This window comes from Streptomyces sp. NPDC042638 (genome assembly GCF_040647235.1).
Lineage (GTDB): Bacteria > Actinomycetota > Actinomycetes > Streptomycetales > Streptomycetaceae > Streptomyces > Streptomyces rameus.
On the sequence record NZ_JBEZBT010000002.1, the window covers coordinates 290438 to 314737 of the forward strand.

Consider the following 24300-nt stretch of genomic DNA (forward strand, 5'->3'; position numbering starts at 1 on the left):
GCTCCGGTGGGGCTCGCGGCGCTCGGCCGCCCGGCTCCGGTGGGGCTCTCCACGCTCGGCCGCCGGGCTCCGGTGGGGCTCTCCGCGCTCGGCCGCCGGGCTCCGGTGCGGCTCTCCGCGCTCCGCCGCCGCCTTCCGGCCCTGCTCCGCGCGCTCGGCCCCCGGCTCACGGACGCGGTCACGGGGCTCCGCGGCGCTGCTCGGCGGCCACGGACCTTCCCGGCGGCGCCGGTCCCGCCCGCACCCCGACGCCCCTCACCCGGCTCCGCGCTTCCGCTGGCCGGTGGCGTCAACCCCCATGAGACTGGACCCGTGCGCACCGTCAAAGCGACCGCCACCGCACTCAGCGCCGTCCTGGCCGCCGGCACGGCCTCCGTGGCCGCCGGCCGGATCGCCAGCGACGCCGCGCTGAAGGCGCCCGCGGGCCGTCCCCTGCCCACGGAGCCCCGGCTGACCGTGCACGGCACGGCCGCCGGGCAGATCACGCTCACCCGTGACCTGGCCGCCCTGCGCCCCGGCACCTACGGCCTCGCCGGCAACGGCTCCCACGCCGTCGTCGGCCCCGTCCTGGAGGCGGCCGCGCACACCGCGGACACCGTCGTACGGCGCCTGGAGCGCGTCACCCACGGCACCTTCAGGGCCGGTGACGCGGCGTGGCTCACCCCCAACCTGTACGTCGGCAACCCCCGCACCGCCCTCGGCCTGGACCACACGGACGTCGACGTGCCCGGCGAACTGGGTGCCCTGCCCGCCTGGTTCGTGCCCGGCGACCGGGACACCTGGGTGATCGCCGTGCACGGCCTCGGCACCACCCGGGAGCAGGCCCTGAACGTCCTCGGCTTCCTGCACGGCCGCCGGCTGCCGGTGCTCGCCCTCGCCTACCGCGGTGACCTCGGCGCCCCGCGCCCGCCGGACGGACTGAACCACCTCGGCGAGACCGAGTGGCGCGACGTCGAGGCGGCGATCCGCTACGCCGTCCGCCACGGCGCCGGCCGGGTCGTCCTGCTCGGCTGGTCCACCGGCGCCACCATGGCCCTGCGCGCCGCCGAGCACTCCGCGGCCCGCGACCGCGTCGCCGGGCTCGTCCTCGACTCGCCGGTGCTCAGCTGGGAGGCCACGCTGCGGGCTCTGGCCCGGGCCCGCCACATCCCGCAGCCGCTGCTGCCGCTCGCCGTGCGGGCCGCGCAGGGCCGGGCCGGGCTGGAGCCCGACCGGGTCGCCGAGAGCGCCGATCCCGGCCTGCTCCAGGTCCCCACCCTGATCATCCACGGCCCGGACGACCAGGTCGCCCCCTGGGAGTTCTCCCGCCGGCTCGCCCGCCGCCGCGCCGACCTCGTCGCCCTGCACACCGTGCCGCACGCCCCGCACGCGGCGATGTGGAACGCGGACCCCGAGGAGTACGAGGAGCGGCTGCGCCGGTTCCTGACCCCGCTGATGTGACGCCCGGGCGCCGAGAGTCCGCCGGCCCCGGTGCGAAGCATTCCGTTTAAGGCCGTACGGCTGGCCTGATCACGCCTCCGTCACCGTTCCCACACCCTGTGCGTTGGCCATCTCCGTCGCCCGCCGTGACATTCCGTTTGGGTTTTCGGACCGTCAACCGGAAGACTGCACCCGTGACGTCCCGTATCCCGCGCGACTCCAGGCTCCGACTCGTCCGACCGCGACCCCTGGCCGCCGCCCCCAGAGCTGTGAACCAGCGGCGCCCAGGCCGCCCCGCACCCCGGCCCCCGGAGGGCACCCCCGCCCGCGCCGAACTGGCCGGAATGGCCCGCACCGGTCTGGCCGGCGCGGCCCGCGTCGCCCGCTGGGCCGACGCGGCCCTCGGGCCCGGCCGCGACAGCGCCACCGCCGACGGCAAGGCCACCCTCTCCGACGCCACCGCCGAACGCGCCGCCGCCGACCTCGGCCTGAGCGCCGCTCAGATCCGCGCCGACTGGGACACCGCCCGCCTCGCCGGACTCGTCGAGGTGCACGGCGACAGCGCGCGCCCCGGCTGGCGCCTGCGCGCCTGGGACCGCGACGACAGCGCCGTACTGCGCGGCTGGGTCGCCCTCTTCGACGCCTGGTCGCTCGCCTGCCCCGAACCGGACGGTCACGAGCCGGCCGCCGTCGCCGAGGTCGTCTCGGCCATGCCGCAGCTGCTCTCCTTCCTCCAGCTGTCCGCCGGCCCGGTCCCGGTCGAGCAACTGCTCGACCTGCTCCAGCAGCGGGTCACCGAACTGCGTACCGAACGCTGCGAGGTCGCCTACGAGCACGGCACCGGAGAGCCCGCCCCACCCCCGGCTCCGGCCGCCCCCGCCGCCGACGCCCCGCTGGCCCCCCTGCTCGACTGGGCGCTGCGGGCCCTCGCCTCCGTCGGCGCCCTCACCTACGGAGCCGGCCAGGCCACGCTCACCCCGCTGGGCAGCTGGGCGGTCTGGGTCAAGCTGGAGCAGATCTGCGTGGCCGCGCAGAGCCCCGCCGGCAACATCGAGCAGTCCGCCGAGGACATGCTCCGCGGCTGCGCCCAGCTCCGCCCCAACGCGGCCCGCGCCGAGTACCGCGCCTGGCTCGCCGCCCGGCCCGTCGGCAGCGCCGTCACCCAGCTGGTCGATGCCGCCCGCGGCGACGACGCCCTGCTGCGCGGTCTGGCCTTCGAGGCGCTGCGGGTCGTCGGCGCGCCCGCCGAGCCCGACGTACGGGCCGTCGTGGACGAGCCGGCTCTCCGGCCGTACGCCCTGCTGTGGCTCGCCGAGCACGACGGCGTAGACCCGGAGGACGCCCACGAGGTGCTCACCCGGGAGGAGGCCACCTGGCTGTGGGTGGACACCGCCGCCGCCGTCGCCGACCACGGTGAGGCGCCGATGCTGGTCCGGCACCTGGAGTCCGCGGTGCAGCCCACCGTGCCCCGGCTGCTCGACGAGGTCCGCGCCGTCGGCCACCCGCGCACCGTGCAGGTCCTGGTGGCGCTCGCCGCCGCCCACCCCGACCCGGCCCTGGCCAAGGCCGTACGCCGCGCCGCGTTCCAGGTGCACACCGGGGGATGAACGGAGCGGGGGCGGGTCAGGCCCCGATCTCCGGGGCGTACGTCCCGAAGCTCCAGATGTTGCCCTCGGTGTCCCGGGCCATGTAGTCCCGCGAGCCGTAGTCCTGGTCCGTCGGGGGCATCAGGATCTCCACGCCGTGCTCCACGGCGCGCTGGTGGTGGGCGTCCACGTCGTCCACCACGACGTACACCCCCGCGGGTCCCGCGCCCTTCATCAGCGCGTCGAGACGGCCGCCGCGGCCCTTGGAGCCGATCATCACCGCGCCGCTGCCCTGGACCAGCTCGGCGTGCATGATCTTGCCGTCCTCCGTCTCGTACAGCGACAGCTCGGTGAAGCCGAGGGCCTCGGTGAGCTGCCTGATCGCCGCCTTCGCGTCCGCGTACAGCAGCGTGGGATAGACGCTGGGCCGTGCGCCGCCCGTGCCCGCCATGCCGATCACTCCTTCGTGCCTCGGTTCCGCCGTGCTCCTCGAGTCTTGCAGGCGCCACTGACAACGCGTCAGCGGAACGTGTCGCACCGCGTCATGTCACCGGTCCGGTAGCCCTGCTGGAACCACTGCTGCCGCTGCAGCGCCGACCCGTGCGTCCAGGTATCCGGCGTCACCCGGCCCTGGTACCGCTCCTGGATCCGGTCGTCGCCCACGGCCGCCGCGGCGTCCAGGCCGTCTCTGATGTCGGCGGCCGTCAGGCTGGTCATCAGCGGGCGCCCGGTCGACTCGTCGGGCGTGGTCGTCGCGTGGCGCGCCCATACGCCCGCGTAGCAGTCCGCCTGCAGCTCGGTGCGCACGCTGCCGCTGTTCGCGCCGGTCATCCCGTCCTGGGAACGGCCGAGCACGCCGAGCAGGTCCTGCACGTGATGCCCGTACTCGTGCGCGATCACGTACGCCTGCGCGAAGGGGCCGCCCGACGCCCCGAACTTCGCCCGCAGGTCGTCGAAGAAGCCCAGGTCCAGATAGACCTTGCGGTCCCCGGGACAGTAGAACGGCCCGACCGCCGAGGTCGCCGTGCCGCAGGCCGTACCGACCTGGCCGCTGAAGAGCACCGTCGGGGAGGGGCTGTACGTCCGCCCCCGCCGCCGGAACTCCTGGGTCCAGTAGTCCTGCACGCTGTTCACCACGGCCACCGCCCGGCAGTCGTACCGGGTGTTCGCGTCCCGGCCGGTGCGGCAGGTCTGCTGGACCTGAGCGAGCGAGGAGGAGGTGGGCGAGGCCTCGTCACCGCCGGTGGACAGCCCCAGCTGATCCGGTCCGACGCCGAAGAAGAGCCCCAGCAGCAGGCCGACGAGGCCGACGATGCCGCCACCGACGGTCGCCCTGCCGCCCGGGAGCCAGCTGCCGCGCACGTCCTGCACCTCGGAGGTGTCCAGATCCGCGTCGTCGTCGAACTGCACGCGCCCACCGCCTTCCGACCGCGCCGCGGGCGCATCGTCCGAACCCTGGCGCCATCCTTACCCGCTCCACCGCCCCGCGCAGGCCAAACCGCCGAACGGGGGACATCACCTTCCCACCCGCCCGGCCGCCCGGACGGCCCGGAGGCCGGTGACTACGCTCGGCCCCTATTCCGGGACGGTGGAGACCGAAGGGGGCAAGGTGGCACTTCCACCCCACGTCCCCGACCACCCCGCCCCGCCCTCACCTGCCACGCGCCGGCCCTGCGCGGCCGAGGCTCACGCTGTCCCCGCCCCGGACCCGGAACCCTGCCCGGCCCCGCCGGCCGTCCCGGCCATCGCGCGCCACACCCCCGCCCCGCGCCCCGAACCAGCCGGCCCCGCCTCGGCCGCCCCCGTTCCCACCACCATCACCGCGGAGCCCGCCCCGGGCGCGGCAGGTCCGGAGCCTGTCCCCGGCACGGCAGGTCCGGGTGCCGCCCCCGGCGCTGCGACCCCGGGACCCGCCCCCCGTGCCGCGGTGTCCGAGCCCGCCCCCCGTGCCGTAGTCCCGGTGTCCGTCCCGGACGGCTCAGCTCTCGTCGTCTTCGGCCGTCGGGTCGTCGTCGGTCTGCTGTTCGTCGCCGTGGGCGCCGGGGTTCTCGGCGGGGCGCACCAGCTGCGGGGCGCCCCCTACGGGGACCGGCTCCTGCACAGCGGGGACGGGCAGTGGGCGGCGCGGGCGCGGGGGGCCGCCGTGGTCGGCTACGACCGCCGTACCGGTGCGCCGCGGTGGCGGTACGCGCGCGCGGGGCATCGTCCCGTGGCCGTGCAGCCCGCGCGCGGGGCCGCGATCACGCTCTGGGACGACGGACTGCTCACCGACACGGACGGCCGCTCCGTGCGCTGGCACCGCGCCCTGCCCGACGCGGCCGAGTGGCTCCCGGCCCAGGGCGGCACCGGCGTCCTGCGCCCCCTCGGCCGGGGCATCCTCGGGGTCGTCACCCCGCGCCGCGTCACCGCCTACCGCACCGCCGACGGCGATCTGCGCTGGGTGCTGCCCGCCGGCCCGGGCTGTGCCTTCCGGCCCGAGGGTGCCGTACGGCGGGGCACCGCCCTCCTCCTCGCCCAGCCGTGCGCGGACGCCTCCTGGACCGGCCAGCTCGTGGCCCTGGACGACCTGGGCCGGATCGCCCCAGACCGCACCCCGCTGGGCAACGATCTGCCCGGTCCGCGCCCGGGGCGCCTGGACGCAGGAAAACCGCTTGCCCGGCCCCGTTAGAATTGGCCCATGGCCTTTCTCCTCGCGCATTAGACGGCGGGAACGTCCTCAGCCGCCCACCCGTCAATCCCCGTCTGCCCTGGAGTCTGTCCGTGATCTCCGCCTCCGGTATCGAGCTGCGCGCCGGTGCGCGCGTCCTCATCGAGAACGCCACCTTCCGTGTCGCCAAGGGCGACCGCATCGGCCTCGTCGGCCGTAACGGCGCAGGCAAGACCACCCTCACCAAGTGCCTGGCCGGCGAGGGCATCCCCGCCGCCGGCACCATCACCCGCTCCGGCGAGGTCGGCTACCTCCCGCAGGACCCCCGCACCGGCGACCTCGACGTCCTGGCCCGCGACCGTGTCCTGTCCGCGCGCGGCCTCGACGTGCTGATCCGCAAGATGCGCGAGAACGAGCAGCGCATCGCCAACGGCCAGGGCGCCACCCGCGAGAAGGCCCTGAGGCAGTACGAGCGCCAGGAGACCGAGTTCCTCACCAAGGGCGGGTACGCCGCCGAGGCCGAGGCCGCCACCATCGCCGCCGCCCTGAACCTACCCGACCGGGTGCTCGGCCAGCCGCTGCACACCCTCTCCGGCGGTCAGCGCCGCCGTATCGAGCTGGCCCGGATCCTGTTCTCGGACGCGGACACCCTGCTGCTCGACGAGCCCACCAACCACCTCGACGCCGACTCGATCGTCTGGCTGCGCGACTACCTGAAGACCTACCGCGGCGGCTTCATCGTGATCTCCCACGACGTCGACCTGGTCGAGACGGTCGTGAACAAGGTGTTCTACCTGGACGCCAACCGCTCCCAGATCGATGTCTACAACATGGGCTGGAAGCTCTACCAGCAGCAGCGCGAGGCCGACGAGAAGCGCCGCAAGCGCGAGCGCGCCAACGCCGAGAAGAAGGCCGCCGCCCTGCACTCCCAGGCGGACAAGATGCGCGCCAAGGCCACCAAGACGGTCGCCGCGCAGAACATGGCCCGCCGTGCCGACAAGCTGCTCTCCGGCCTGGAGGCGGTCCGCCAGTCCGACAAGGTCGCCAAGCTCCGCTTCCCGGACCCCGCGCCCTGCGGCAAGACCCCGCTGATGGCCGAGGGCCTGTCGAAGTCGTACGGCTCGCTGGAGATCTTCACCGACGTCGACCTGGCCATCGACAAGGGGTCGAGGGTCGTCATCCTCGGCCTCAACGGCGCCGGCAAGACCACCCTGCTGCGGCTGCTCGGCGGGGTGGAGCAGCCCGACACCGGCGAGGTCGTCCCCGGCCACGGCCTCAAGCTGGGCTACTACGCCCAGGAGCACGAGACCCTGGACCCCGAGCGCACGGTGCTGGAGAACATGCGCTCGGCCGCCCCCGACATGGATCTGGTCGAGGTCCGCAAGGTGCTGGGCTCGTTCCTGTTCTCGGGTGACGACGTGGACAAGCCGGCCGGTGTCCTCTCCGGCGGCGAGAAGACCCGTCTCGCCCTGGCCACGCTGGTCGTCTCCTCGGCGAACGTGCTGCTCCTGGACGAGCCGACGAACAACCTGGACCCGGCCAGCCGCGAGGAGATCCTCGGCGCCCTGCGGACCTACAAGGGCGCGGTCGTCCTGGTCACCCACGACGAGGGCGCCGTCGAGGCGCTCCAGCCGGAGCGGATCATTCTGCTGCCGGACGGCGTCGAGGACCTGTGGGGCTCCGACTACGCGGATCTCGTCGCCCTGGCGTGATCGAAGACCTGAGCCACTGAGTATGGATCATTCAGCCGATCGGTGATCCATCATCTGTGTGAGATCTCCTCGTATCGAGGTGTGTCGTACACGGATTTTCCGGCCGATCCCCCAACTGTCCGGGGATCGGCCGCCGTGCGTCCCTGACCTGGCACTTCGCGATACCACCCGTGCGGACCCACGGACCGCAACCCCTGGAATCCCTCATTCCGCTTGTGGGGATCCGCTCCTGTCGTCACAACGATGTCCCACCGACCTTGCCGAATGGGTGGCCATCACGCCCGGGAGGGGTGATCATGAGGAGACCAGAGCGCACTTCCCATGAGGAGGCACGGGTGGCCGAGACTCTGAAGAAGGGCAGCCGGGTGACCGGCGCCGCGCGCGACAAGCTCGCGGCAGACCTGAAGAAGAAGTACGACTCCGGTGCGAGCATCCGGGCGCTGGCCGAGGAGACCGGCCGCTCGTATGGCTTCGTACACCGGATGCTCAGTGAGTCGGGCGTCACGCTCCGTGGGCGTGGCGGAGCGACCCGGGGCAAGAAGGCCGCTACGTCCTGACTCCGGGCGGCCATCGGCTTCGATGGTGGCCACCCGGTCGGCGGTGTGATCGGCCGGGTGGTTACTGTGCAGTCACTTAGCATGCCGTACGGCACTGCGTGATGACCGCACCCATCGGAGGCGCCCCATGGCTTCGCCCGACCAGGACCTCGCTCCTGTACTCGACAAGGACGGCGTACGGCTCACCGTCGACGACGCGCTCGCCACGGTGACGCTGACCAACCCGGCCAAGCGCAACGCGCAGAGCCCCGCCCTGTGGCGGGCGCTGGCCGAGGCCGGGCGGCTGCTGCCGGGCTCCGTCCGCGTCGTGGTGCTGCGCGGCGAGGGCAAGTCCTTCTCCGCCGGGCTGGACCGTCAGATGTTCACCCCGGAGGGCATCCCGGGCGAGCCGACCTTCGTCGAACTCGCGCGCCGTGACGACGCCGGGATCGACGCGACCATCGCCGAATACCAGGAGGCGTTCACCTGGTGGCGGCGGACCGACATCGTGTCCATCGCCGCCGTACAGGGGCATGCCATCGGGGCCGGCTTCCAGCTCGCGCTCGGCTGCGACCTGCGGGTCGTCGCCGACGACGTGCAGTTCGCCATGCGTGAGACCAGCCTGGGTCTCGTCCCCGACCTGACCGGCACCCACCCGCTGGTCGGGCTCGTCGGGTACGGCCGCGCGCTGGAGATCTGCGTGACCGGGCGGTTCGTCGGGGCCGAGGAGGCGGTGTCGAGCGGCCTGGCCAACCTCGCGGTGCCCGCGCCGGAACTCGACGCGGCGGCGCGTGACTTGGCCGCCGCGGTGCTGGCCGCGCCGCGGGACGCCGTGGTGGAGACCAAGGGGTTGCTGCGCAGCGCGGCCGGCCGTTCCTACGAGGAGCAGCGTGCCGCGGAGCGGGCCGCCCAGGCGCGGCGGCTGCGGGACCTGGCCGGGCTCGGCGAATGAGCCCGGCGGGCGAGGGCCTGCCTGCCGGGCCCGCGGGCCCGCACGAGGAGACGCCGTCGCCCGGAGCCGGCCGGTCCCGCCGAGGTCCCGGCCGGCCGCGGTGACCGGTACGGCCACCGTCGACCGGCCCTCGCGTGTGTCCCGTACGGCGCCGCGGAACCTGCGCGCCGTCCGGGGCCGGGTGGTCCGCGCCGGTCGCGCTCCCCACGCGCGCGGGGCGGGCAGGGGGGTCCGGTGCCCCTCCGCGTTCCCCGGGTGCCGCGCGGGCCTCGGGTGCCGAGGTCCGACGGGAGCGGGCACCGCACCGTGAGGGACGGTGACGGTGCTTTGACGCCCCGCGCCTAGAACCCGTGCCGTGTCCCCCCGTCGACGGAGACCATCACGCCCGTCACGTAGGAGGCCGCGGGAGACAGCATGAACGCCGCGACCCGCCCGAACTCCTCGGGCGTGCCGTACCTGCGCAGCGGAATGCGCGACTCGTTGGCGGCCCGGGTCGCCTCGGGGTCGGCCGAGAGGGAGTCCAGCTCACGCAAGCGGTCGGTGGCGATCCGTCCGGGCAGCAGCCCCAGCACCCGGATCCCCCGCGGCCCCAGCTCGTCGGCGATCGACTTGGCGAACCCGGCCAGCCCCGGCCGCAGCCCGTTGGACACGGTCAGCCCCGGAATCGGCTCGTACACCGACCCGGACAGCACGAAGCCGATGACACCGCCCTCCGTCAGCTCGGCCGCCGCCGCCCGGGCGACCCGCACCGCGCCGAGGAAGACCGACTCGAACGCGGCCCGCCACTGCTCGTCGGTGTTGTCCGCGACGAACCCGGGCGGCGGGCCGCCCACGCTCACCAGCACCCCGTGGAAGCCGCCGAAGTGCTCACGGGCGGCCGCGATCAGCCGCTCGGGCGCCCCGGCGTCGGCGTTGTCCACGGCCACGCCCACCGCGTTCGGGCCCAGCTCGGCGGCGGCGTCGGCGACCCGCTTCTCGTCCCGGCCGGTGATGACCACCTTCGCCCCGTCGGCGACCAGCTCCCGCGCGGTGGCGTTGCCCAGTCCCCGGGTCGCCCCGGTGACGACGTACACCCGGTCCTTCAGTCCAAGATCCATGGCCCCTATCCTGCCTCGTCGCCCCCGTACAGCGTCAGAGCGGTGTTCACCAGTCCGATATGACTGAACGCCTGCGGGAAGTTGCCGAGCTGGCAGTCGTCGAGGGGGTCGTACTCCTCGGCCAGCAGGCCCACGTCGTTGCACAGGCCCACCAGCCGGTCGAACAGCTCGCGGGCCTCCTTCGTCCGGCCGGTCAGGTGCAGCGCGTCGGCCAGCCAGAAGGAGCAGGCCAGAAAGGCGCCCTCGCCGCTCGGCAGCCCGTCGACCAGCGAGTCCTCGGTGTCGTAGCGGCGCAGGAAGCCGTTGTGCCCGAGGTTCTCGCGGATCGCGTCGACCGTGCCGGTCACCCGCGGGTCCTCCGGCGGCAGGAACCCGACCCGGGGGATGAGCAGCAGGGCCGCGTCGAGTTCGCGGGAGCCGTAGTACTGGGTGAAGGTGTTGCGCTCGGCGTCGAAACCCCTCTCGCACACCTCCCGGTGGACCTCCTCGCGCAGTCTGCGCCAGCCCTCCAGGTCGCCGTCCAGCTCCTTGTGCCTCTCCAGCGTCCGCACGGCCCGGTCGGCGGCCACCCACACCATCACCTTGGAGTACACGAACTGGCGCCGGCCGCCGCGCACCTCCCACAGGCCCTCGTCCGGCTGCCGCCACGCCGATTCCAGGAACCTCATCAGCGAGCGCTGCATGGCCCACATGTGCGGCCGGGTCGGCACGCCCGACGCGCGGGCCAGCGACAGCGAGTCCATCACCTCGCCGTACACGTCCAGCTGGAGCTGGTCGACCGCGCCGTTGCCGATGCGTACGGGGGCGGAGCCGAGGAAGCCGGGCAGCCACGGCAGTTCCGTCTCCGGCAGCCGCCGTTCACCCGCGACGCCGTACATGATCTGCAGGTCGGCCGGGTCACCGGCGACCGCGCGCAGCAGCCAGTCCCGCCAGGCCTCGGCCTCCTCGCGGTAACCCGCGGTGAGCAGCGCGCCGAGGGTGAGGGTGGAGTCGCGCAGCCAGCAGTACCGGTAGTCCCAGTTGCGCACGCCGCCCGGCTTCTCGGGCAGCGACGTGGTCGCCGCGGCGACGATCCCGCCGGTCGGGGCGTAGGTGAGGGCCTTGAGGGTGATGAGGGAGCGGACGACCTCGTCCCGGTACGGGCCGTCGTACCGGCACTGGCGGGCCCAGCGCCGCCAGTCGGTCACGCTGCTCTCCAGCGCCTCGTACGGGTCGGTGAGCGGCGGACGCCTCTCGTGCGAGGGGTGCCAGGTGAGGACGAACGCGACCCGGTCGCCCTCGGCGACGGTGAACCGCGAGTGGGTGCAGAAGTCCTCGCCCCAGGTGTGCACGTCCGGCTCGGCGCGCAGCCAGGCGGAGTCCGGTCCCGCGACGGCCACCCGGTGGCCGTCCGAGCGGCGCACCCACGGGGTGACCGAGCCGTAGTCGAAGCGGAGGCGCAGGGCGCTGCGGACGGTGACCCGGCCGCTGACCCCCTCCACGATCCGCACCACGTCGGGCGCGCGGTCGCGCTGCGGCATCAGGTCGGTGACGCGCACCGTGCCGTCGGCGGTCTCCCACTCGGTGTCGAGGACGAGGGTGTCGGGCCGGTAGGCGCGGCGCGTGCAGGTGTCCGCTCCCTCGGGTGCGATCCGCCAGTGGCCGTGGTCCTCGTCGCCCAGCAGACGGGCGAAGCACGCCCCGGAGTCGAAACGCGGCAGGCACAGCCAGTCGATCGAGCCGTCCTTGCCGACCAGGCCCGCGGTCTGCTCGTCGCCGATGAGGGCGTAGTCGTCGATGCGCGCGTTCACGGGATGCGGTTTCCCGGCGGACCAGAGGGCCAATCAGGTGGACCGCCGGCGGAGTGACCGGGCGGCGGCTCGCTCAGACCGCGGCCGGCTCGCTCTCCTCCGGCTGCGGCTGCGCCGCGGCCTCCTCGCGGTCCCGGATCTCCCGCCGGACCAGGAACCACCAGCCGACCGGAACGGCCGCCGCGAACAGCCACCACTGGAGCATGTACGCGTAGTTCAGCGGGGCGTCCTCGCTGCCCGGGTCGGAGATCTGCTCCGGGGAACCGCCCTTGGGCTCGGGCGCGGTCTGCTGGATGTAACCGCCGAGCACCCGCGCGCCCAGCCGCCGCGCCTCCTCGGCGCTGTTGATCAGCATGATCTGCCGGTCGGGGAGGCCGTCGACGTTCTTGATGCCGCTCGCCGCGGTCGTCTCGTCGGCCATCAGCCGCCCGGTGACGGTGGTCGGGCCGGCCGGGGGTGCGGGGATCTTCGGGAAGGCGGTCTGCGCGCCGTTCGCGGGGATCCAGCCCCGGTTGACCAGCAGCACCTTGCCGTCCGTGAGGACGAGCGGGGTCAGGACGTGGAAGCCGACCTGGCCGTCGGAGCTGGTGCGGCGGCGGACCACGACCTCCTTCGCGGTGTCGAAGGTGCCGGTCGCGGTGACCGTGCGGTACTTCTCGGCGCGGGTCACGGTGTGACCGGGGGAGGTCAGCCGCTCGACCGGGACCGGCTCGGCGTGCAGCGCGGTGGAGACCAGGCCGTTGCGGGCGGTGCGTTCCTCGTACCGGTGCTGCTGCCAGAAACCCAGCCTGATCATCGTCGGGATCAGCGCGATCGCGACGAGTGTGAGGATGACCCACTGGAGGGACAACAGGAAGCGGTAGCGGTGCACCCCACGACGGTACCTCCGAGCCGTGGGGTGCAATCAGGCGGGTACCGGGTCACACCCGGTCGACGATGCCCGTCTTCCCCTCGGCCCGGGCGCAGTGGGCGCCGCAGTACCACGCGCCGTCGGCCTCCACCCCCTGGCCGATGATCTGCACACGGCAGTGCTCGCAGATGGGGGCCATGCGGTGGATCGCGCAGGAGAAGCAGTCGAACACATGGATCGCGCCCTGCGCGTGCACCTCGAAGGTCATTCCGTATTCATTGCCGCAGACTTCACATTTCGCCATGCGCCACAGGGTGAGTCGTCGGAGAGGTCACCGCGAGCGGGGTCCGGGTGAGTCGTGGGTCAATCACTCATTCGTACGATCACCCGTCGGCGGGCTCGACATCCCGGAGCAGCTGCCCGAACGCGGCCTCGTCCACGACCGGCGTGCCGAACTGCCGGGCCTTGACCGTCTTGGACGTGCCCGAGTCGGGGTCGTTGGTCACCAGCAGGCTGGTCAGCCGGGAGACGCTGGTGGCGATATGCAGCCCGGCCTCCACGGCCCGGTCCTCCAGCAGGTCGCGCTCGGTCGACGTGTCGCCGGAGAAGGCCACCCGCATGCCCTGTTTGAGTCCTTTGCCGTCTTCGTAGCGACCGGGGTTGGGATAGGGGCATGCGGGCCTTTTACGGGAGGGGCGCCAACTGCCCGCCCGGTAGCCGCCGTAGCCGCCCGTCGACTGCCGGGGCACCGGCCGGTCCGACCACTCCGTCAGCGGCCGGCACTCCAGCAGCGGCAGCCGGACACCGCCCACCGCCGCGGCCCGCAGGCTGGGCCGGAACGCCTCCGCCAGCACCCGCGCGTCGTCCAGCGCGTGGTGTGCCCGCTGCTGCACGACCCCGAAGTGCGCCGCCAGCGACTCCAGCTTGAAGTTGGGCAGCGGCAGGCCCAGCTCCTTCGACAGCGCGATGGTGCACAGCCGCTGACGCACCGGCGCCTCGCGCCGCACGCGCGCGTACTCCCGCGCGATCATCTGCCAGTCGAAGACGGCGTTGTGCGCCACGAGCACCCGGCCGTCCAGACGGGCCGCGAACTCCTCGGCGACGTCCCCGAACAGCGGCGCGCCCTCGAGCACCTCGCTCGTCAGACCGTGTATCCACACGGGACCCGGATCGCGCTCCGGGTTGACCAGCGTGTACCAGTGGTCCTCGACCTCGCCGCACGCGTCCAGCCGGTAGACGGCCGCGGAGATGATCCGGTCGTCCCGGGCCAGGCCGGTGGTCTCCACGTCAACGACCGCGTATCCCTTCGGATACGCGGCCGGCCACTGGGTGGGGGAGGACACTGCGGTCGCACGGTCTTCGAGCATGGTCAATGAGGATACGGGCCACGACTGACAGCGCGGTCCCCAAGGTCCCGTCCGGGCGACCCGGGCTCGCCCCCGTGCTCGGTCACCGCGCAGGTGCTCGGACGGGCGCAGGGGGAACGGGCGGGCCGGTCATACTCCGTGCGGTGCCAGCAGGGACCGCACCAGCGCCCGTACCGCCGTCACGAACAGCCGTTCCGTGTCCACCGGGCGGGCCAGTGCCCGGGCCAGGGCGGGGTCGTCCCCGGCGCTCCCGGCGCGCCACAGTTCCGGCTCGCCGGGGTGCTGCGCCGGGGCCCGCTCGCGGTTGCGCTCGACCAGCACGTGCCCGACCACCTGGAACTGCACGGCCCGGACGAACTCGGCGGCCCGGGCCCCGCGCAGCCCCGCCGCGTGCGCCTCGCGCACCAGGACCCGCTGGGCGGGCAGGAACATCCGCTCGGTCAGACCCCGCTCGTGGACCAGGGCCACCAGATGCGGATGGTCGCGCAGCTGGCGCCGCAGAGCGCGCGCGACCGACAGCACACGCTGCTCCGGGGTGCGCCCGGAGGGGCGGATCTCGCCGAGACCGGCCACGGTCCGCTCCACGAGCGCGTCGAGCAGCGCCTCGCGGCCCCCGACGTGCCAGTAGATCGACGTGACCGCCGTGCCCAGCTCGGCGGCGAGCCCGCGCATCGTCAGCGCGTCCGGACCGCGCCGCCGCACCAGTCCCGCCGCGGCCTCCAGCACCGCCTCCCGGGTCAGCGCACCCCTCGCCCCGCTCGCCATGATCCCCCTAACTCCCGTCCGTGCACGCGTATTTACCCCGCACCCGGTCTGCTGTAACTGTGTTACAGATGACGGTCCGTCAGAAGAAGGGTGGGTACACCCATGGCACGTGTACGGTACGGCGCACGCACCGAACGGGAGATCGCCGCCAAACGCACCGCGAGCGCACGGCTCCCCGGCATCTGGTCCACCGGTGTGGTGGCCGTCTGGGAGACCGACCCGGACGCGGTCGCGGCGGTGCTGCCGCCCCCGCTGAAGCCCACCGGACGGCCCCTGGTGCGGGCGACCGTCAGCAGGGTCGACCTGCCCGGATATCCGCTCGGCGCGGGCTCCTTCGCGGTGGCCGCCGCCCACGGCGAGGTCGACGGGTGGTACCCGCTGGTGATGCCGATGAGCCACGAGCGCGCCCTCACCGGCGGCCGCGAGGTCTTCGGGGAGCCCAAGAAGCTCGGCGAGATCACCGTCGAGCGCGACGGTCTCGTCGTACGGGCGTCGATGGCGCGGCACGGCATCGCCTTCGTGGAGATCAGGGGCGCGGCGAGCGGCCCGCTGCCCCTGCCCGAGCCCGCGCGCAGGACCGACTTCTACTTCAAGTTCCTGCCCGCCGTGGACGGTTCCGGCTTCGACGGTGAGCCCGTGCTCGTGCACTGCGTACGGCACGAGAAGGTGCGCCGGCTGGAACGGGTCACGGGGGACGTGGTGCTGCGCGAGTCCCTGTACGACCCCGTCGCCGACCTCCCGGTGCTGCGCCTGCTGGAGATCACGGTCGGCGAGAAGACCAGCGACCAGAGCGGACGGGTGGCCGAACGGGTCGACGCGCAGGCCCTGCTGCCCTACGTCCACCAGCGCTACGACGACCCGCTCCAGGCCCACGACGGGCCGCCCGCGGGGAGCGCGTGATGCGGCTGCTGGCGGGACAGGTCGCCGTCGTCACCGGAGCGGCGAGCGGGATCGGGCTGGCCATGGCCCGGCGGTTCGCGGCCGACGGCCTGAAGGTCGTCCTCGCGGACGTCGAGGAGGCCGCCCTGGACAAGGCCGCCGCCGGCCTGCGCGCCGAGGGCGCCGACGTCCACGCGCGCGTGGTCGACGTCGGCGAACGCGACCAGGTCATGGCACTGGCCGACACGGCGTACGACACCTACGGCGCCGTGCACGTCCTGTGCAACAACGCGGGTGTCGGCTCCGGCGCCGAGGGCCGTATGTGGGAGCACGACCCGAACGACTGGAAGTGGGCCTTCGCCGTCAACGTATGGGGCGTCTTCCACGGCGTCCAGGCGTTCGTGCCCAGGATGATCAAGTCGGGTCAACCCGGTCATGTGGTCAATACATCCTCCACCGACGGCGGCGTCGCACCGCTCCCGACCGCCTCCGTCTACGCGGTCACCAAGGCGGCCGTCGTCACCCTGACCGAGTCCCTCTACGCCCACCTCAGGGCGGAACACGCGCGCGTGGGCGCCTCCGTCCTCTTCCCCGGCCCGCACATGCTGCGCACCGGCCTGTGGGAGTCGCACCGCAACCGCCCCGCCCGCTACGCCAAGGAACGCCCGCGCAGGACCCCCTACCGCAGCCTCGACCAGTGGGAGGCCGCGATGCGCGCGGCCGGCCAGGAGGTCCGCTTCACGCCCGTCGGGGAAGTCGCCGACCTCGTCGTGGACGGCATCCGGGAGGACCGCTTCTGGCTGCTGCCGGCGGGCGGACACAGCGACGCGCAGATCCGCGCGCGGTCCCGGTCGATGCTGGACCGCGCGAACCCCTCGTACCTCGAAAGCTTCGTACTCGACTGACCGGGAGGCTGCCGTGACCGACGTCGTGTCCGGCCTGGACCCGTACCTGATCATCTCCTCCGACTGCCATGCCGGACTGCCCACCGAGCGGTACCGGCCCTACCTGGAGACCCGTTTCCACCGGGACTTCGACGAGTTCCTCGCGGGCCGCGACCGGCGCCGTGCGGAGATGACCCGGCTCGGCGTCCGCAACGAGGCGTTCGCCGACCGGTGGTTCCGCGAGAACGAGGAGGGCCTGCGCGGCGGCTGGGACACCGCGCGGCGCCTGAGGGAACTGGACGGCGACGGGGTGGCTGCCGAGGTCGTCTTCCCGGACGCCGACGCCGTGGACAGCCGGACCGCCGCCCCCTTCGGCGTGGGCCTCGGCCTCTCCGGCGACCAGGACCCCGAACTGGGGATGGCGGGCGCGCAGGCACACAACCGCTGGCTGGCGGAGTTCGTGTCCGAACATCCCGAACGGCACTGCGGAGTCGCCCTGCTGCCCGTCACGGCCCCCGTCGACCGGGTCGTCGCGGAGATCCGCCGCGCCAGGGAGTCCGGCCTCGGCGCCCTGATGATCCCCGCGATGTGGGCCGGGCACGAGCCGTACCACGACCGCCGCTACGACCCCGTCTGGGCGGCGGCGGCCGAGTGCGGCATGCCGGTGCTCACCCACTCCGGTGCCGCGCCCCGCCACGAGTACGGTGAGCACCTCGGCATCTACGTCTCCGAGGTCACCTGGTGGCCGGCCCGCCCGCTGTGGTTCCTGCTCTGGTCCGGCGTCTTCGAACGCCACCCGGGCCTGCGCTTCGGCGTCGCCGAGTCGGGCTGCTGGTGGCTGCCGAACGTGCTGTGGTTCATGGACCGCCTCTACCTCGGCGCCCACGGCGGCAAGAAACTCTCCCCGTTCGCGGAGCTGACCCGCCCGCCGCACGAGTACCTGGACCGGCAGGTCTTCGTCTGCGCCACCAACACCAAGCGGCGCGAACTGGCCCAGCGCTACGAGATCGGCGTCGACAACATCCTGTGGGGCAGCGACTTCCCGCACCCCGAGGGCACCTGGCCGGACACGCGCGCGTGGCTGCGCCGTACCTTCCACGACATCCCGGTCGCCGAGACCCGCCGCATCCTGGGCCTCGCCGCGGCCGAGACGTTCGGCTTCGACGCCGCGAAACTGGCGCCCCTGGCCCGCCGCATCGGCCCCACACCCGCCGACCTCGGCCAGAGCGCCGACCAGGCGGCCGTGGAGGCGTCCTGGGCACGCTCGCGCGAGAGCGGCCGGCACTGGCTGACGGGCGGCGACTTCCCGCTCACCGGACCCGACCGCGACTTCCCCCGCCCGGAGGTGACCCGGTGACGGACCGCTACACGGTGATCTCGGCCGACTGCCACGCCGGTGCCGACCTGCTGGACTACAAGCCGTACCTGGCCAAGCGCCACCACGACGACTTCGACGTCTGGGCCGCCACCTACGTCAACCCCTACGAGGACCTCCTCGCCGACGCCGCCGACCGGAACTGGAACTCCGAGCGGCGGCTGGCGGAGGCGGAGGCGGACGGAATCGTCGGGGAGGTGATCTTCCCCAACACCATCCCGCCGTTCTTCCCGTCCGGCTCGCTCATGGCCCCGCCCCCGAACGCCGAGGACTTCGAGCGGCGCTGGGCGGGACTGCGTGCCCACAACCGGTGGCTCGCGGACTTCTGCGCGGCGGCACCGGGCCGCCGGGCCGGCGTCTTCCAGATCCTCCTCGGTGACGTGGAGGAGGCCGTCAAGGAGATCCGGTGGGCCGCCTCGGCGGGCCTGAGGGGCGGCCTGATGCTGCCCGGCACCCCGCCCGGATCCGGACTGCCCGAGCTGTACTCACGGACGTACGACCCGATCTGGGCCGCCTGCGCGGAGCTCGGCCTTCCCGTCAACCACCACGCGGGCTCCGCGTCCCCGCCGCTCGGCGAGGAACCCGCCGCCCGCGCGGTGTTCATGGTGGAGACGACCTGGTTCTCCCACCGGGCCCTGTGGCACCTGGTCTTCGGCGGCGCCTTCCGCCGCCACCCGGACCTGAGACTGGTCCTGACCGAGCAGGGCTCCGGCTGGATCCCCGGTGTCCTGGACATGCTGGACTACTACCACGGCCGCCTGGTCGCCACGGCCGCTCAGGGCGACACCGCGGAGGCCAAGTTCGGCACCGGCCTGGCCGCGGGCATGGGGGCGGCACCCTCCCGCGTCTGGCACGACAACTGCTACGTCGGCGCCAGCTTCATGCGCCCCCACGAGGTGCCGCTGCGCGACCGCATCGGTGTCGACAAGATCATGTGGGGGAGCGACTACCCGCACGACGAGGGCACGTACCCGTACACCCGCGAGGCCCTGCGGTTCGCCTACGCGGGCGTCCCGCGCGCGGAGGTCGCCGCCATGGTCGGCGGCAACGCGGCCCGGGTCTACGGTTTCGACCTCGCCCTCCTGGACGCCGTAGCGGCGAAGGTCGGGCCCACGGTGGCGGAGATCGCCGAACCTCTGGCGGAACCGCCGGCCGGTGCGACCAGCCCGGTGTTCGCGCGCGGAGCGTCGGTCCGGGTGTGGTGACCGGTGTCCCTGCGGCGGGGACGACCGCCGGGGTGGGATCCTCCCTGCTGTGACGGAACCCACGCACGACGAGGCCCACGGCAGCGCGCTCGGCTCCCGGCTCAACTGGCTCCGGGCGGCCGCGCTGGGCGCGAACGACGGCATCGTCTCCACCGCGGGACTGGTCGTCGGCGTGGCCGGCGCGACCGGGAGCCGGGCCGCCCTGCTCACCGCCGGACTGGCCGGCCTGCTCGCCGGCTCGATGTCCATGGCGGCCGGCGAATACGTCTCCGTCTCCACCCAGCGCGACTCGGAGATGGCCGCGCTGGCCGTGGAGAAGCGGGAACTGCGCGAGCAGCCGGAGGAGGAGCTGCTCGAACTGACCGAGTTGCTGGCGGACCGCGGCCTGTCCCCTGAGGTGGCCCGCGAAGCCGCCGAACAGCTCACCGCGCGGGACGCGCTGAGGGCCCACGCGCGCGTGGAGCTGGGCATCGACCCGGACGAGCTGACCAACCCCTGGCACGCGGCGTGGGCGAGCTTCCTGGCCTTCACCGCGGGCGCCCTGCTCCCCCTGCTGGCCATCGTCCTCCCCCCGGCCGGCTGGCGTGTACCCGTCACGGTCGTCTCGGTCCTGGCCGCCCTCGTCGTCACCGGCTGGACCAGTGCCCGCCTCGGCGCGGCGGACCCGAAGCGGGCCGTACCGCGCACCGTGGCGGGCGGGGCACTGGCGATGGGGGTCACCTACGGGGCGGGGAGCCTGCTGGGGGCGGCGGGGATCTGAGGGGGCCGCTCACGGTCCGACGGGGCCGCTCACCCGGTGGTCCGCACAGGCCGGGACGGGTGAGCCGGGCGGCCCGGCGAGCGTGGCTCACCTCGCCGCGCGGCCCGCGCGGCGGGCGACGTACCGTGTAGTGCGCTCGACACCCCCGAGCGCCCCGGACGACCTCGCACCATCCCGCACGAGAAGGACCCCGCCATGCGCGCCACCACCATCCACGCCCCCTTCGACATGCGCGTGGAGGACGTTCCCGAGCCCGTCGTGCAGTTGCCCACCGACGCCGTCGTACGCGTGCTGCGGGCCTGCATCTGCGGCAGCGACCTGTGGGCCTACCGCGGTGAGGCGGCCCGGCAGCCGGGGCAGCGGATAGGACACGAGTTCCTCGGTGTCGTGGAGGAGACCGGTTCCGGGGTGAGCACCGTCCGGCGCGGTGACCTGGTGGTCGCGCCCTTCATGTGGTCCGACGGCGTCTGCGACTACTGCCGCGAGGGCCTGAACACGTCCTGCGAGCACGGCGGCTTCTGGGGCTCCGTCGGCTACGACGGCGGCCAGGGCGAGGCCGTCCGCGTGCCGTTCGCCGACGGCACCCTGGTGCGGCTGCCCAAGGAGGCGGCCTCCGACGACCGCCTGCTGTCCGCCCTGCTGACCCTCTCCGACGTCCTCGGCACCGGCCACCACGCCGCCCTCGGCGCGGGCGCCCGGCCCGGCGCCACCGTCGCGGTCGTCGGTGACGGCGCGGTGGGCCTGTGCGCCGTGCTGGCCGCCAAGCGGCTCGGCGCCGAGCGGATCATCGCGCTCGGCCGGCACGAGGCGCGGACCGGGATCGCGCGCCGGTTCGGCGCGACCGACGTCGTCGCCGAGCGCGGGGACGCGGCCGTCGAGGCCGTCCGCGAGCTGACCCGCGGGCAGGGCGCGCACGCCGTCGTGGAGGCGGTCGGCACCGAGCAGTCCATGCGGACGGCCGTCAACGTCACCCGCGACGGCGGCGCCATCGGTTTCGTCGGCGTGCCCCACGGCAGCGGCACCGGACTGGACCTCGGGGTGATGTTCGACCGCAACATCGCGCTGCGCGGCGGCGTCGCCCCGGTCCGCGCCTACATCCCCGACCTGCTGCCCGACGTCCTCGACGGCACGATCGACCCCTCGCCGGTGTTCGACATGACCGTCGACATCGAGGGCGTTCCGGCCGGCTACAAGGCCATGGACGAGCGCACGGCGCTCAAGGTGCTGGTGACCAACGGCTGAACCGGCGTCACCGCCACGTCGCCGGATCCGAGCCCCACGGCACCGGAGGCCGCTGCCAGCCGGTGGGGCCGCCGGCGAAGGACACGGGCGGGCGGGCGTGCCGCAGGCGGCCGAGGGCACTGTCCGTCTCGGTCAGCCAGGCGTCCGGGTCGGGGCAGGGCGTTCCCCCGGCCGGGCCGGCCCCGATACCGGCCGTCAGCCAGTGGGCGGACCGGACCAGCGCCAGCCGCACCAGCCGGCTGCCGCCCTCGTACGACTGCTCGGTCAGGGCCCGCAGCACGGCCGCCGCCAGCAGGTAGCCGGTGCCGTGGTCCAGGGCCTGCGCGGGCAGCGCGCCCGGCTCCCCGGCGGTGCCCTCGGTCACCGCGATGCCGGTGGCGACCTGCACCAGGCTGTCGAAGCCGCGTCGCCCGCCCCACGGCCCGTACGCGCCCCACGCCGACACCTGTGCCACGACCAGGCCGGGGCGCCGGGCGGCCAGCTCGCCGGGGGAGAGCCCGAACCGGTCGAGGGCGCCCGGCCGGTACCCGGTGACCACGACGTCGGCCGTGCTCAGCAGCTCCTCGAAGGTGTCCCGGCCGGTTGTCAGGTCGAGCGTGGCGGACCGCTTGCCGAAGCCCGTGTCGGCGTGCTGGTCCGGCAGTTCCGGCAGCCGTGGCGCGTCCACGCGCAGCACGTCCGCGCCCAGCAGGGCGAGGGTGCGGGTGGCGACCGGGCCCGCCAGGACCCGGGTCAGGTCGAGCACGCGCAGTCCGGCGGCCGGCAGCAGGACGGCGGCGTCCGGATCGAGCGGAGGCAGCACGCGCGTGCGGGCCGTGTCCCGACGTTCCCGCTCGACCAGCGGTCGCGCCGCCACCTCGGCCGCCTGCTCGTGGGCCTGCCACTCCCCGGGTGTGCGCAGGGCCACGGCGAGGCCTCCGGCGCCGTACACGGTCTCCTCGGTCTCCAGGGCGGAGCGCTCGGCGAGCCGGCCGGCGACCTGTTCCGCCGAGGCGTCCTGCGGCAGGCCCAGCGCCGCCAGCAGCCGGGCCCGGTGGTGCGGGTAGTTGGCGTGGGTCCGCACCCAGCCGTCGGCCGTCCGCCAGAAGCGGGACAGCGGCGCGAAGGCGTCCGGTGCCCGGCCGTCGACCCGCAGGAGCCGCTCGCTGCGGAAGGCCGCGGCCACCGCGCCATCGTCCACGGTGACCGCCGGCACCTCGGCGAGCCCGGCCCGCCGTGCCCCCAGTTCGGCGGCTGCGAGCGCGCACGCTCCCACACACGCGCGGGCCAGGTCCCGTACCGGCAGCCGCGCGTCGAGGGCGTCCCGGCGTGCGACGGCCGAGACGCGCGACAGCAGACCGGGCGCCCCGCCCACGGCCGACCAAGCATCATTGATTGCAGTCATTACTTCACTATGCAGTATTGATTCAATCAACAATGTCGGCCGGTGTCGTGGAGTGAAGCGTCGGCTGCTACTCGACCGCGCGCAGTGCGTTGACCACCCCGAAGCCGTAGAAGCCGTTGACCCGCTTGCCGCCCGCACAGGTCGCGTCGACCACCCCGTCGCCGTCACCGTCGTACGGCTCGGCCGGGCAGCCCGGGTTGTCCGCCTGCGCCTTCAGCAGCTCCTGGAGCCGTTCCGGAGTGGCGTGCGGGTGGGCCGATTTCAGCAGCGCGGCCACCGCGGCGACGTGCGGGGAGGCCATCGAGGTGCCCTGCAGCCAGCCGTACTGGCCGTTCGGCAGCGTCGACAGGATGCGGCCGTTCTTCGACGGCGTGTCCGGGATCTGGAACCGGTCCCCGCCCGGCCCCGCGACGTCGACCACACCACGGCCGTAGCTCGAGTAGTACGCCTTGGCGCCCTTCGCGCCCACCGCGCTCACGGTGACCACGCCGGGCAGCTGGGTCGGCACGTCGAAGCACTCGTGCGGATCGACCGTGCGGGTCCCGGCGGTCGAGTCGTCGGGGCTGGAGGTGTCCGTGATCGCGTCGGCGTCCAGGTCGTCGTTGGAGTTGCCCGCCGAGGCGACGTTGAGGGTGCCCTTGCGCTGGGCGTACAGCTGGGCCCTGTTGACCGCGTCAACGATGGCGCGTTGATCGGGATCGTCCATGCAGTTGTACAGCCACGGATCAACGTAGTAGCTGTTGTTGGTGATGTCGATGCCGTGGTCCGCGGCGAACACGAAGGCGCAGACCACGCTCTCCGGATAGAACAGCGAGGTCGAGTCCGGCTGGGCCACGGTGATGCTCGCGACCTTCACGCCCGGCGCCACCCCGGCCACGCCTATGCCGTTGCGGGCCGCGGCTATCTCGCCCGCCACATGGGTGCCGTGGTAGTGGTCGGCGTCCGCCGGCCGCCACGCGCCGTACGTCGTGTCCGCCTTGCCGCTCACGCAGCTCGCGGACTGGGACGCGGAGAAGTTCGGGGCGATGTCCGGGTGGGTGTCGTCCACGCCCGTGTCGATGACCCCGACGGTGACGCTTCGGCTGCCCGGGTCGATCGCCGCGGCCCGGTCGGCGCCGATCGCCCGCAGGTCCCACTGGTCGGCCTCCAGCGGCTCCTGGCCCGCCGTCGCCGCCCGGGCCGCCCTGGCGGCCTCCGCCTTCGACAGGACCCGCACCGCACCCTCGTCCGTCGTGCCCGCCGCCGTCAGCGGAGCCGTACGCGTGGCGCCCGCCGACCGCACACCGCGCACCGCACGCATCCGCGCCCCGAAGTCGGGGTTCGCGGAGTGGACGACGATCACCCCGATCCGGTCGTAACTCGCCACGACGGAACCGCCGTTGCGGATGATCTCCTGCCGCACCGACTCGATCGTGCGATGGTCCGTCCTGGTGTTGACCACGTACGCGAGGCCGGGGCCGTCCGCCGCCCGTGCCGCCGTGTCCGCGGAGGCCGCCGAAGTCGCCGCCGACGCCGCCGACGGCAGGAATCCGAGCGTGGCGGTCAGCGACAGCACGACCGGCACGGCGAGCGCGAGTCGGCGTCTGGAGCGCAGATGAGCCATGGGATCTCCACATCGTCCGGATACGAGACCGCCCGAGGCACGGGTGGTGCTCGGGCAGGTACATGACGGGTGGTGCAGAGCGAAGTTATCTCCCGGGCCTGATCTCCGAAAGGGCCGGGCGGCGTTGAACCGGTCCACGCGTGGCGCCGTGACCGTGGACAGGGGGCCCATCAGGATCGTGTCCCCGCCGGAGTCACAGCAGGGAGCGGATCGGTGACTCCCTGTAATGTGATCCCGTTCTGTGAGG

The 24300-nt window shown here is 73.8% G+C and carries 22 protein-coding genes; 12 read left to right on the forward strand and 10 right to left on the reverse strand.

Features of this window, described 5'->3' with window-relative positions; all coding sequences use genetic code 11:
- Window positions 1-312 precede the first annotated feature (312 nt).
- Together AB0B40_RS02945 and AB0B40_RS02950 are read left to right on the forward strand one after the other, a co-directional pair.
- Window positions 313-1440, forward strand: a complete 1128-nt coding sequence (locus AB0B40_RS02945) for an alpha/beta fold hydrolase (protein ID WP_362262459.1) — start codon at window positions 313-315, stop codon at window positions 1438-1440.
- Window positions 1441-1613: 173 nt separating this feature from the next.
- A complete protein-coding gene (locus tag AB0B40_RS02950; RefSeq protein WP_345055623.1) occupies window positions 1614-3026 on the forward strand; it encodes a hypothetical protein in 1413 nt (470 codons plus the stop codon).
- A gap of 16 nt (window positions 3027-3042) precedes the next feature.
- Here the strand turns inward: AB0B40_RS02950 and AB0B40_RS02955 are convergent, their stop codons facing one another.
- Both AB0B40_RS02955 and AB0B40_RS02960 read right to left on the reverse strand, forming a co-directional pair.
- The gene (locus AB0B40_RS02955; RefSeq protein ID WP_345055625.1) at window positions 3043-3456 is read right to left on the reverse strand and encodes a VOC family protein; all 414 of its coding nucleotides are present in this window, start codon (window positions 3454-3456) and stop codon (window positions 3043-3045) included.
- Window positions 3457-3524: 68 nt separating this feature from the next.
- Complete coding sequence (locus AB0B40_RS02960; protein ID WP_362262379.1) at window positions 3525-4415, reverse strand: neutral zinc metallopeptidase; 891 nt, start codon at window positions 4413-4415, stop codon at window positions 3525-3527.
- Window positions 4416-4965: 550 nt separating this feature from the next.
- Between AB0B40_RS02960 and AB0B40_RS02965 the strand changes: the two genes are divergently transcribed.
- The 4 genes from AB0B40_RS02965 (at window position 4966) to AB0B40_RS02980 (ending at window position 8852) form a co-directional block, all read left to right on the forward strand.
- A complete protein-coding gene (locus AB0B40_RS02965) occupies window positions 4966-5673 on the forward strand; it encodes a hypothetical protein (protein WP_345055629.1) in 708 nt (235 codons plus the stop codon).
- A gap of 92 nt (window positions 5674-5765) precedes the next feature.
- Window positions 5766-7364 carry an ABC-F family ATP-binding cassette domain-containing protein gene (locus AB0B40_RS02970; RefSeq protein WP_345055631.1) on the forward strand — a complete coding sequence of 533 codons (1599 nt, stop codon included), beginning with the start codon at window positions 5766-5768 and terminating at the stop codon, window positions 7362-7364.
- 335 nt (window positions 7365-7699) lie between these two features.
- On the forward strand, window positions 7700-7921 hold the full coding sequence (locus AB0B40_RS02975) for a helix-turn-helix domain-containing protein (RefSeq protein WP_010355597.1): 222 nt from the start codon (window positions 7700-7702) through the stop codon (window positions 7919-7921).
- Between the two features lie 127 nt (window positions 7922-8048).
- The gene (locus AB0B40_RS02980; protein ID WP_345055633.1) at window positions 8049-8852 is read left to right on the forward strand and encodes an enoyl-CoA hydratase/isomerase family protein; all 804 of its coding nucleotides are present in this window, start codon (window positions 8049-8051) and stop codon (window positions 8850-8852) included.
- A 341-nt stretch (window positions 8853-9193) separates the two neighbouring features.
- On the opposite strand, the gene AB0B40_RS02985 is transcribed toward AB0B40_RS02980, so the two are convergent.
- The 6 genes from AB0B40_RS02985 to AB0B40_RS03010 all read right to left on the reverse strand — a co-directional run bounded on the left by AB0B40_RS02985 (window position 9194) and on the right by AB0B40_RS03010 (window position 14721).
- Window positions 9194-9949 (reverse strand): SDR family oxidoreductase, encoded by a 756-nt coding sequence (locus AB0B40_RS02985; RefSeq protein ID WP_362262384.1) that lies wholly within the window; start codon window positions 9947-9949, stop codon window positions 9194-9196.
- Window positions 9950-9954: 5 nt separating this feature from the next.
- The gene (locus AB0B40_RS02990) at window positions 9955-11739 is read right to left on the reverse strand and encodes a glycoside hydrolase family 15 protein (protein ID WP_345055636.1); all 1785 of its coding nucleotides are present in this window, start codon (window positions 11737-11739) and stop codon (window positions 9955-9957) included.
- Window positions 11740-11812: 73 nt separating this feature from the next.
- The gene (locus AB0B40_RS02995) at window positions 11813-12610 is read right to left on the reverse strand and encodes an SURF1 family protein (RefSeq protein WP_345055638.1); all 798 of its coding nucleotides are present in this window, start codon (window positions 12608-12610) and stop codon (window positions 11813-11815) included.
- Window positions 12611-12659: 49 nt separating this feature from the next.
- Window positions 12660-12893: a hypothetical protein gene (locus tag AB0B40_RS03000; RefSeq protein WP_345055639.1), complete on the reverse strand. Its 234-nt coding sequence runs from the start codon at window positions 12891-12893 to the stop codon at window positions 12660-12662.
- A gap of 79 nt (window positions 12894-12972) precedes the next feature.
- Complete coding sequence (locus AB0B40_RS03005) at window positions 12973-13956, reverse strand: DEDDh family exonuclease (RefSeq protein WP_345055641.1); 984 nt, start codon at window positions 13954-13956, stop codon at window positions 12973-12975.
- A gap of 129 nt (window positions 13957-14085) precedes the next feature.
- Window positions 14086-14721, reverse strand: coding sequence for a TetR family transcriptional regulator (locus AB0B40_RS03010; RefSeq protein WP_345055643.1), 636 nt, complete (start codon window positions 14719-14721; stop codon window positions 14086-14088).
- 102 nt (window positions 14722-14823) lie between these two features.
- Between AB0B40_RS03010 and AB0B40_RS03015 the strand changes: the two genes are divergently transcribed.
- The 6 genes from AB0B40_RS03015 to AB0B40_RS03040 all read left to right on the forward strand — a co-directional run bounded on the left by AB0B40_RS03015 (window position 14824) and on the right by AB0B40_RS03040 (window position 21066).
- The gene (locus AB0B40_RS03015; protein WP_362262389.1) at window positions 14824-15621 is read left to right on the forward strand and encodes an acetoacetate decarboxylase family protein; all 798 of its coding nucleotides are present in this window, start codon (window positions 14824-14826) and stop codon (window positions 15619-15621) included.
- Window positions 15621-16505 carry an SDR family NAD(P)-dependent oxidoreductase gene (locus AB0B40_RS03020; protein ID WP_345055646.1) on the forward strand — a complete coding sequence of 295 codons (885 nt, stop codon included), beginning with the start codon at window positions 15621-15623 and terminating at the stop codon, window positions 16503-16505. Before AB0B40_RS03015 ends, AB0B40_RS03020 begins: the two co-directional genes overlap by 1 nt.
- Window positions 16506-16530: 25 nt before the next feature.
- Window positions 16531-17841 (forward strand): amidohydrolase family protein, encoded by a 1311-nt coding sequence (locus tag AB0B40_RS03025; protein WP_362262462.1) that lies wholly within the window; start codon window positions 16531-16533, stop codon window positions 17839-17841.
- Window positions 17838-19064 carry an amidohydrolase family protein gene (locus AB0B40_RS03030; protein ID WP_345055648.1) on the forward strand — a complete coding sequence of 409 codons (1227 nt, stop codon included), beginning with the start codon at window positions 17838-17840 and terminating at the stop codon, window positions 19062-19064. Before AB0B40_RS03025 ends, AB0B40_RS03030 begins: the two co-directional genes overlap by 4 nt.
- Window positions 19065-19113: 49 nt before the next feature.
- The gene (locus AB0B40_RS03035; RefSeq protein WP_345055650.1) at window positions 19114-19824 is read left to right on the forward strand and encodes a VIT family protein; all 711 of its coding nucleotides are present in this window, start codon (window positions 19114-19116) and stop codon (window positions 19822-19824) included.
- A 195-nt stretch (window positions 19825-20019) separates the two neighbouring features.
- Window positions 20020-21066 carry a zinc-dependent alcohol dehydrogenase family protein gene (locus AB0B40_RS03040; protein ID WP_362262394.1) on the forward strand — a complete coding sequence of 349 codons (1047 nt, stop codon included), beginning with the start codon at window positions 20020-20022 and terminating at the stop codon, window positions 21064-21066.
- Window positions 21067-21073: 7 nt separating this feature from the next.
- Here the strand turns inward: AB0B40_RS03040 and AB0B40_RS03045 are convergent, their stop codons facing one another.
- Together AB0B40_RS03045 and AB0B40_RS03050 are read right to left on the reverse strand one after the other, a co-directional pair.
- Window positions 21074-22450, reverse strand: coding sequence for a CoA transferase (locus AB0B40_RS03045; protein WP_362262397.1), 1377 nt, complete (start codon window positions 22448-22450; stop codon window positions 21074-21076).
- Window positions 22451-22517: 67 nt separating this feature from the next.
- Window positions 22518-24053, reverse strand: a complete 1536-nt coding sequence (locus AB0B40_RS03050) for a S8 family serine peptidase (RefSeq protein ID WP_362262400.1) — start codon at window positions 24051-24053, stop codon at window positions 22518-22520.
- Window positions 24054-24300 lie beyond the last annotated feature (247 nt).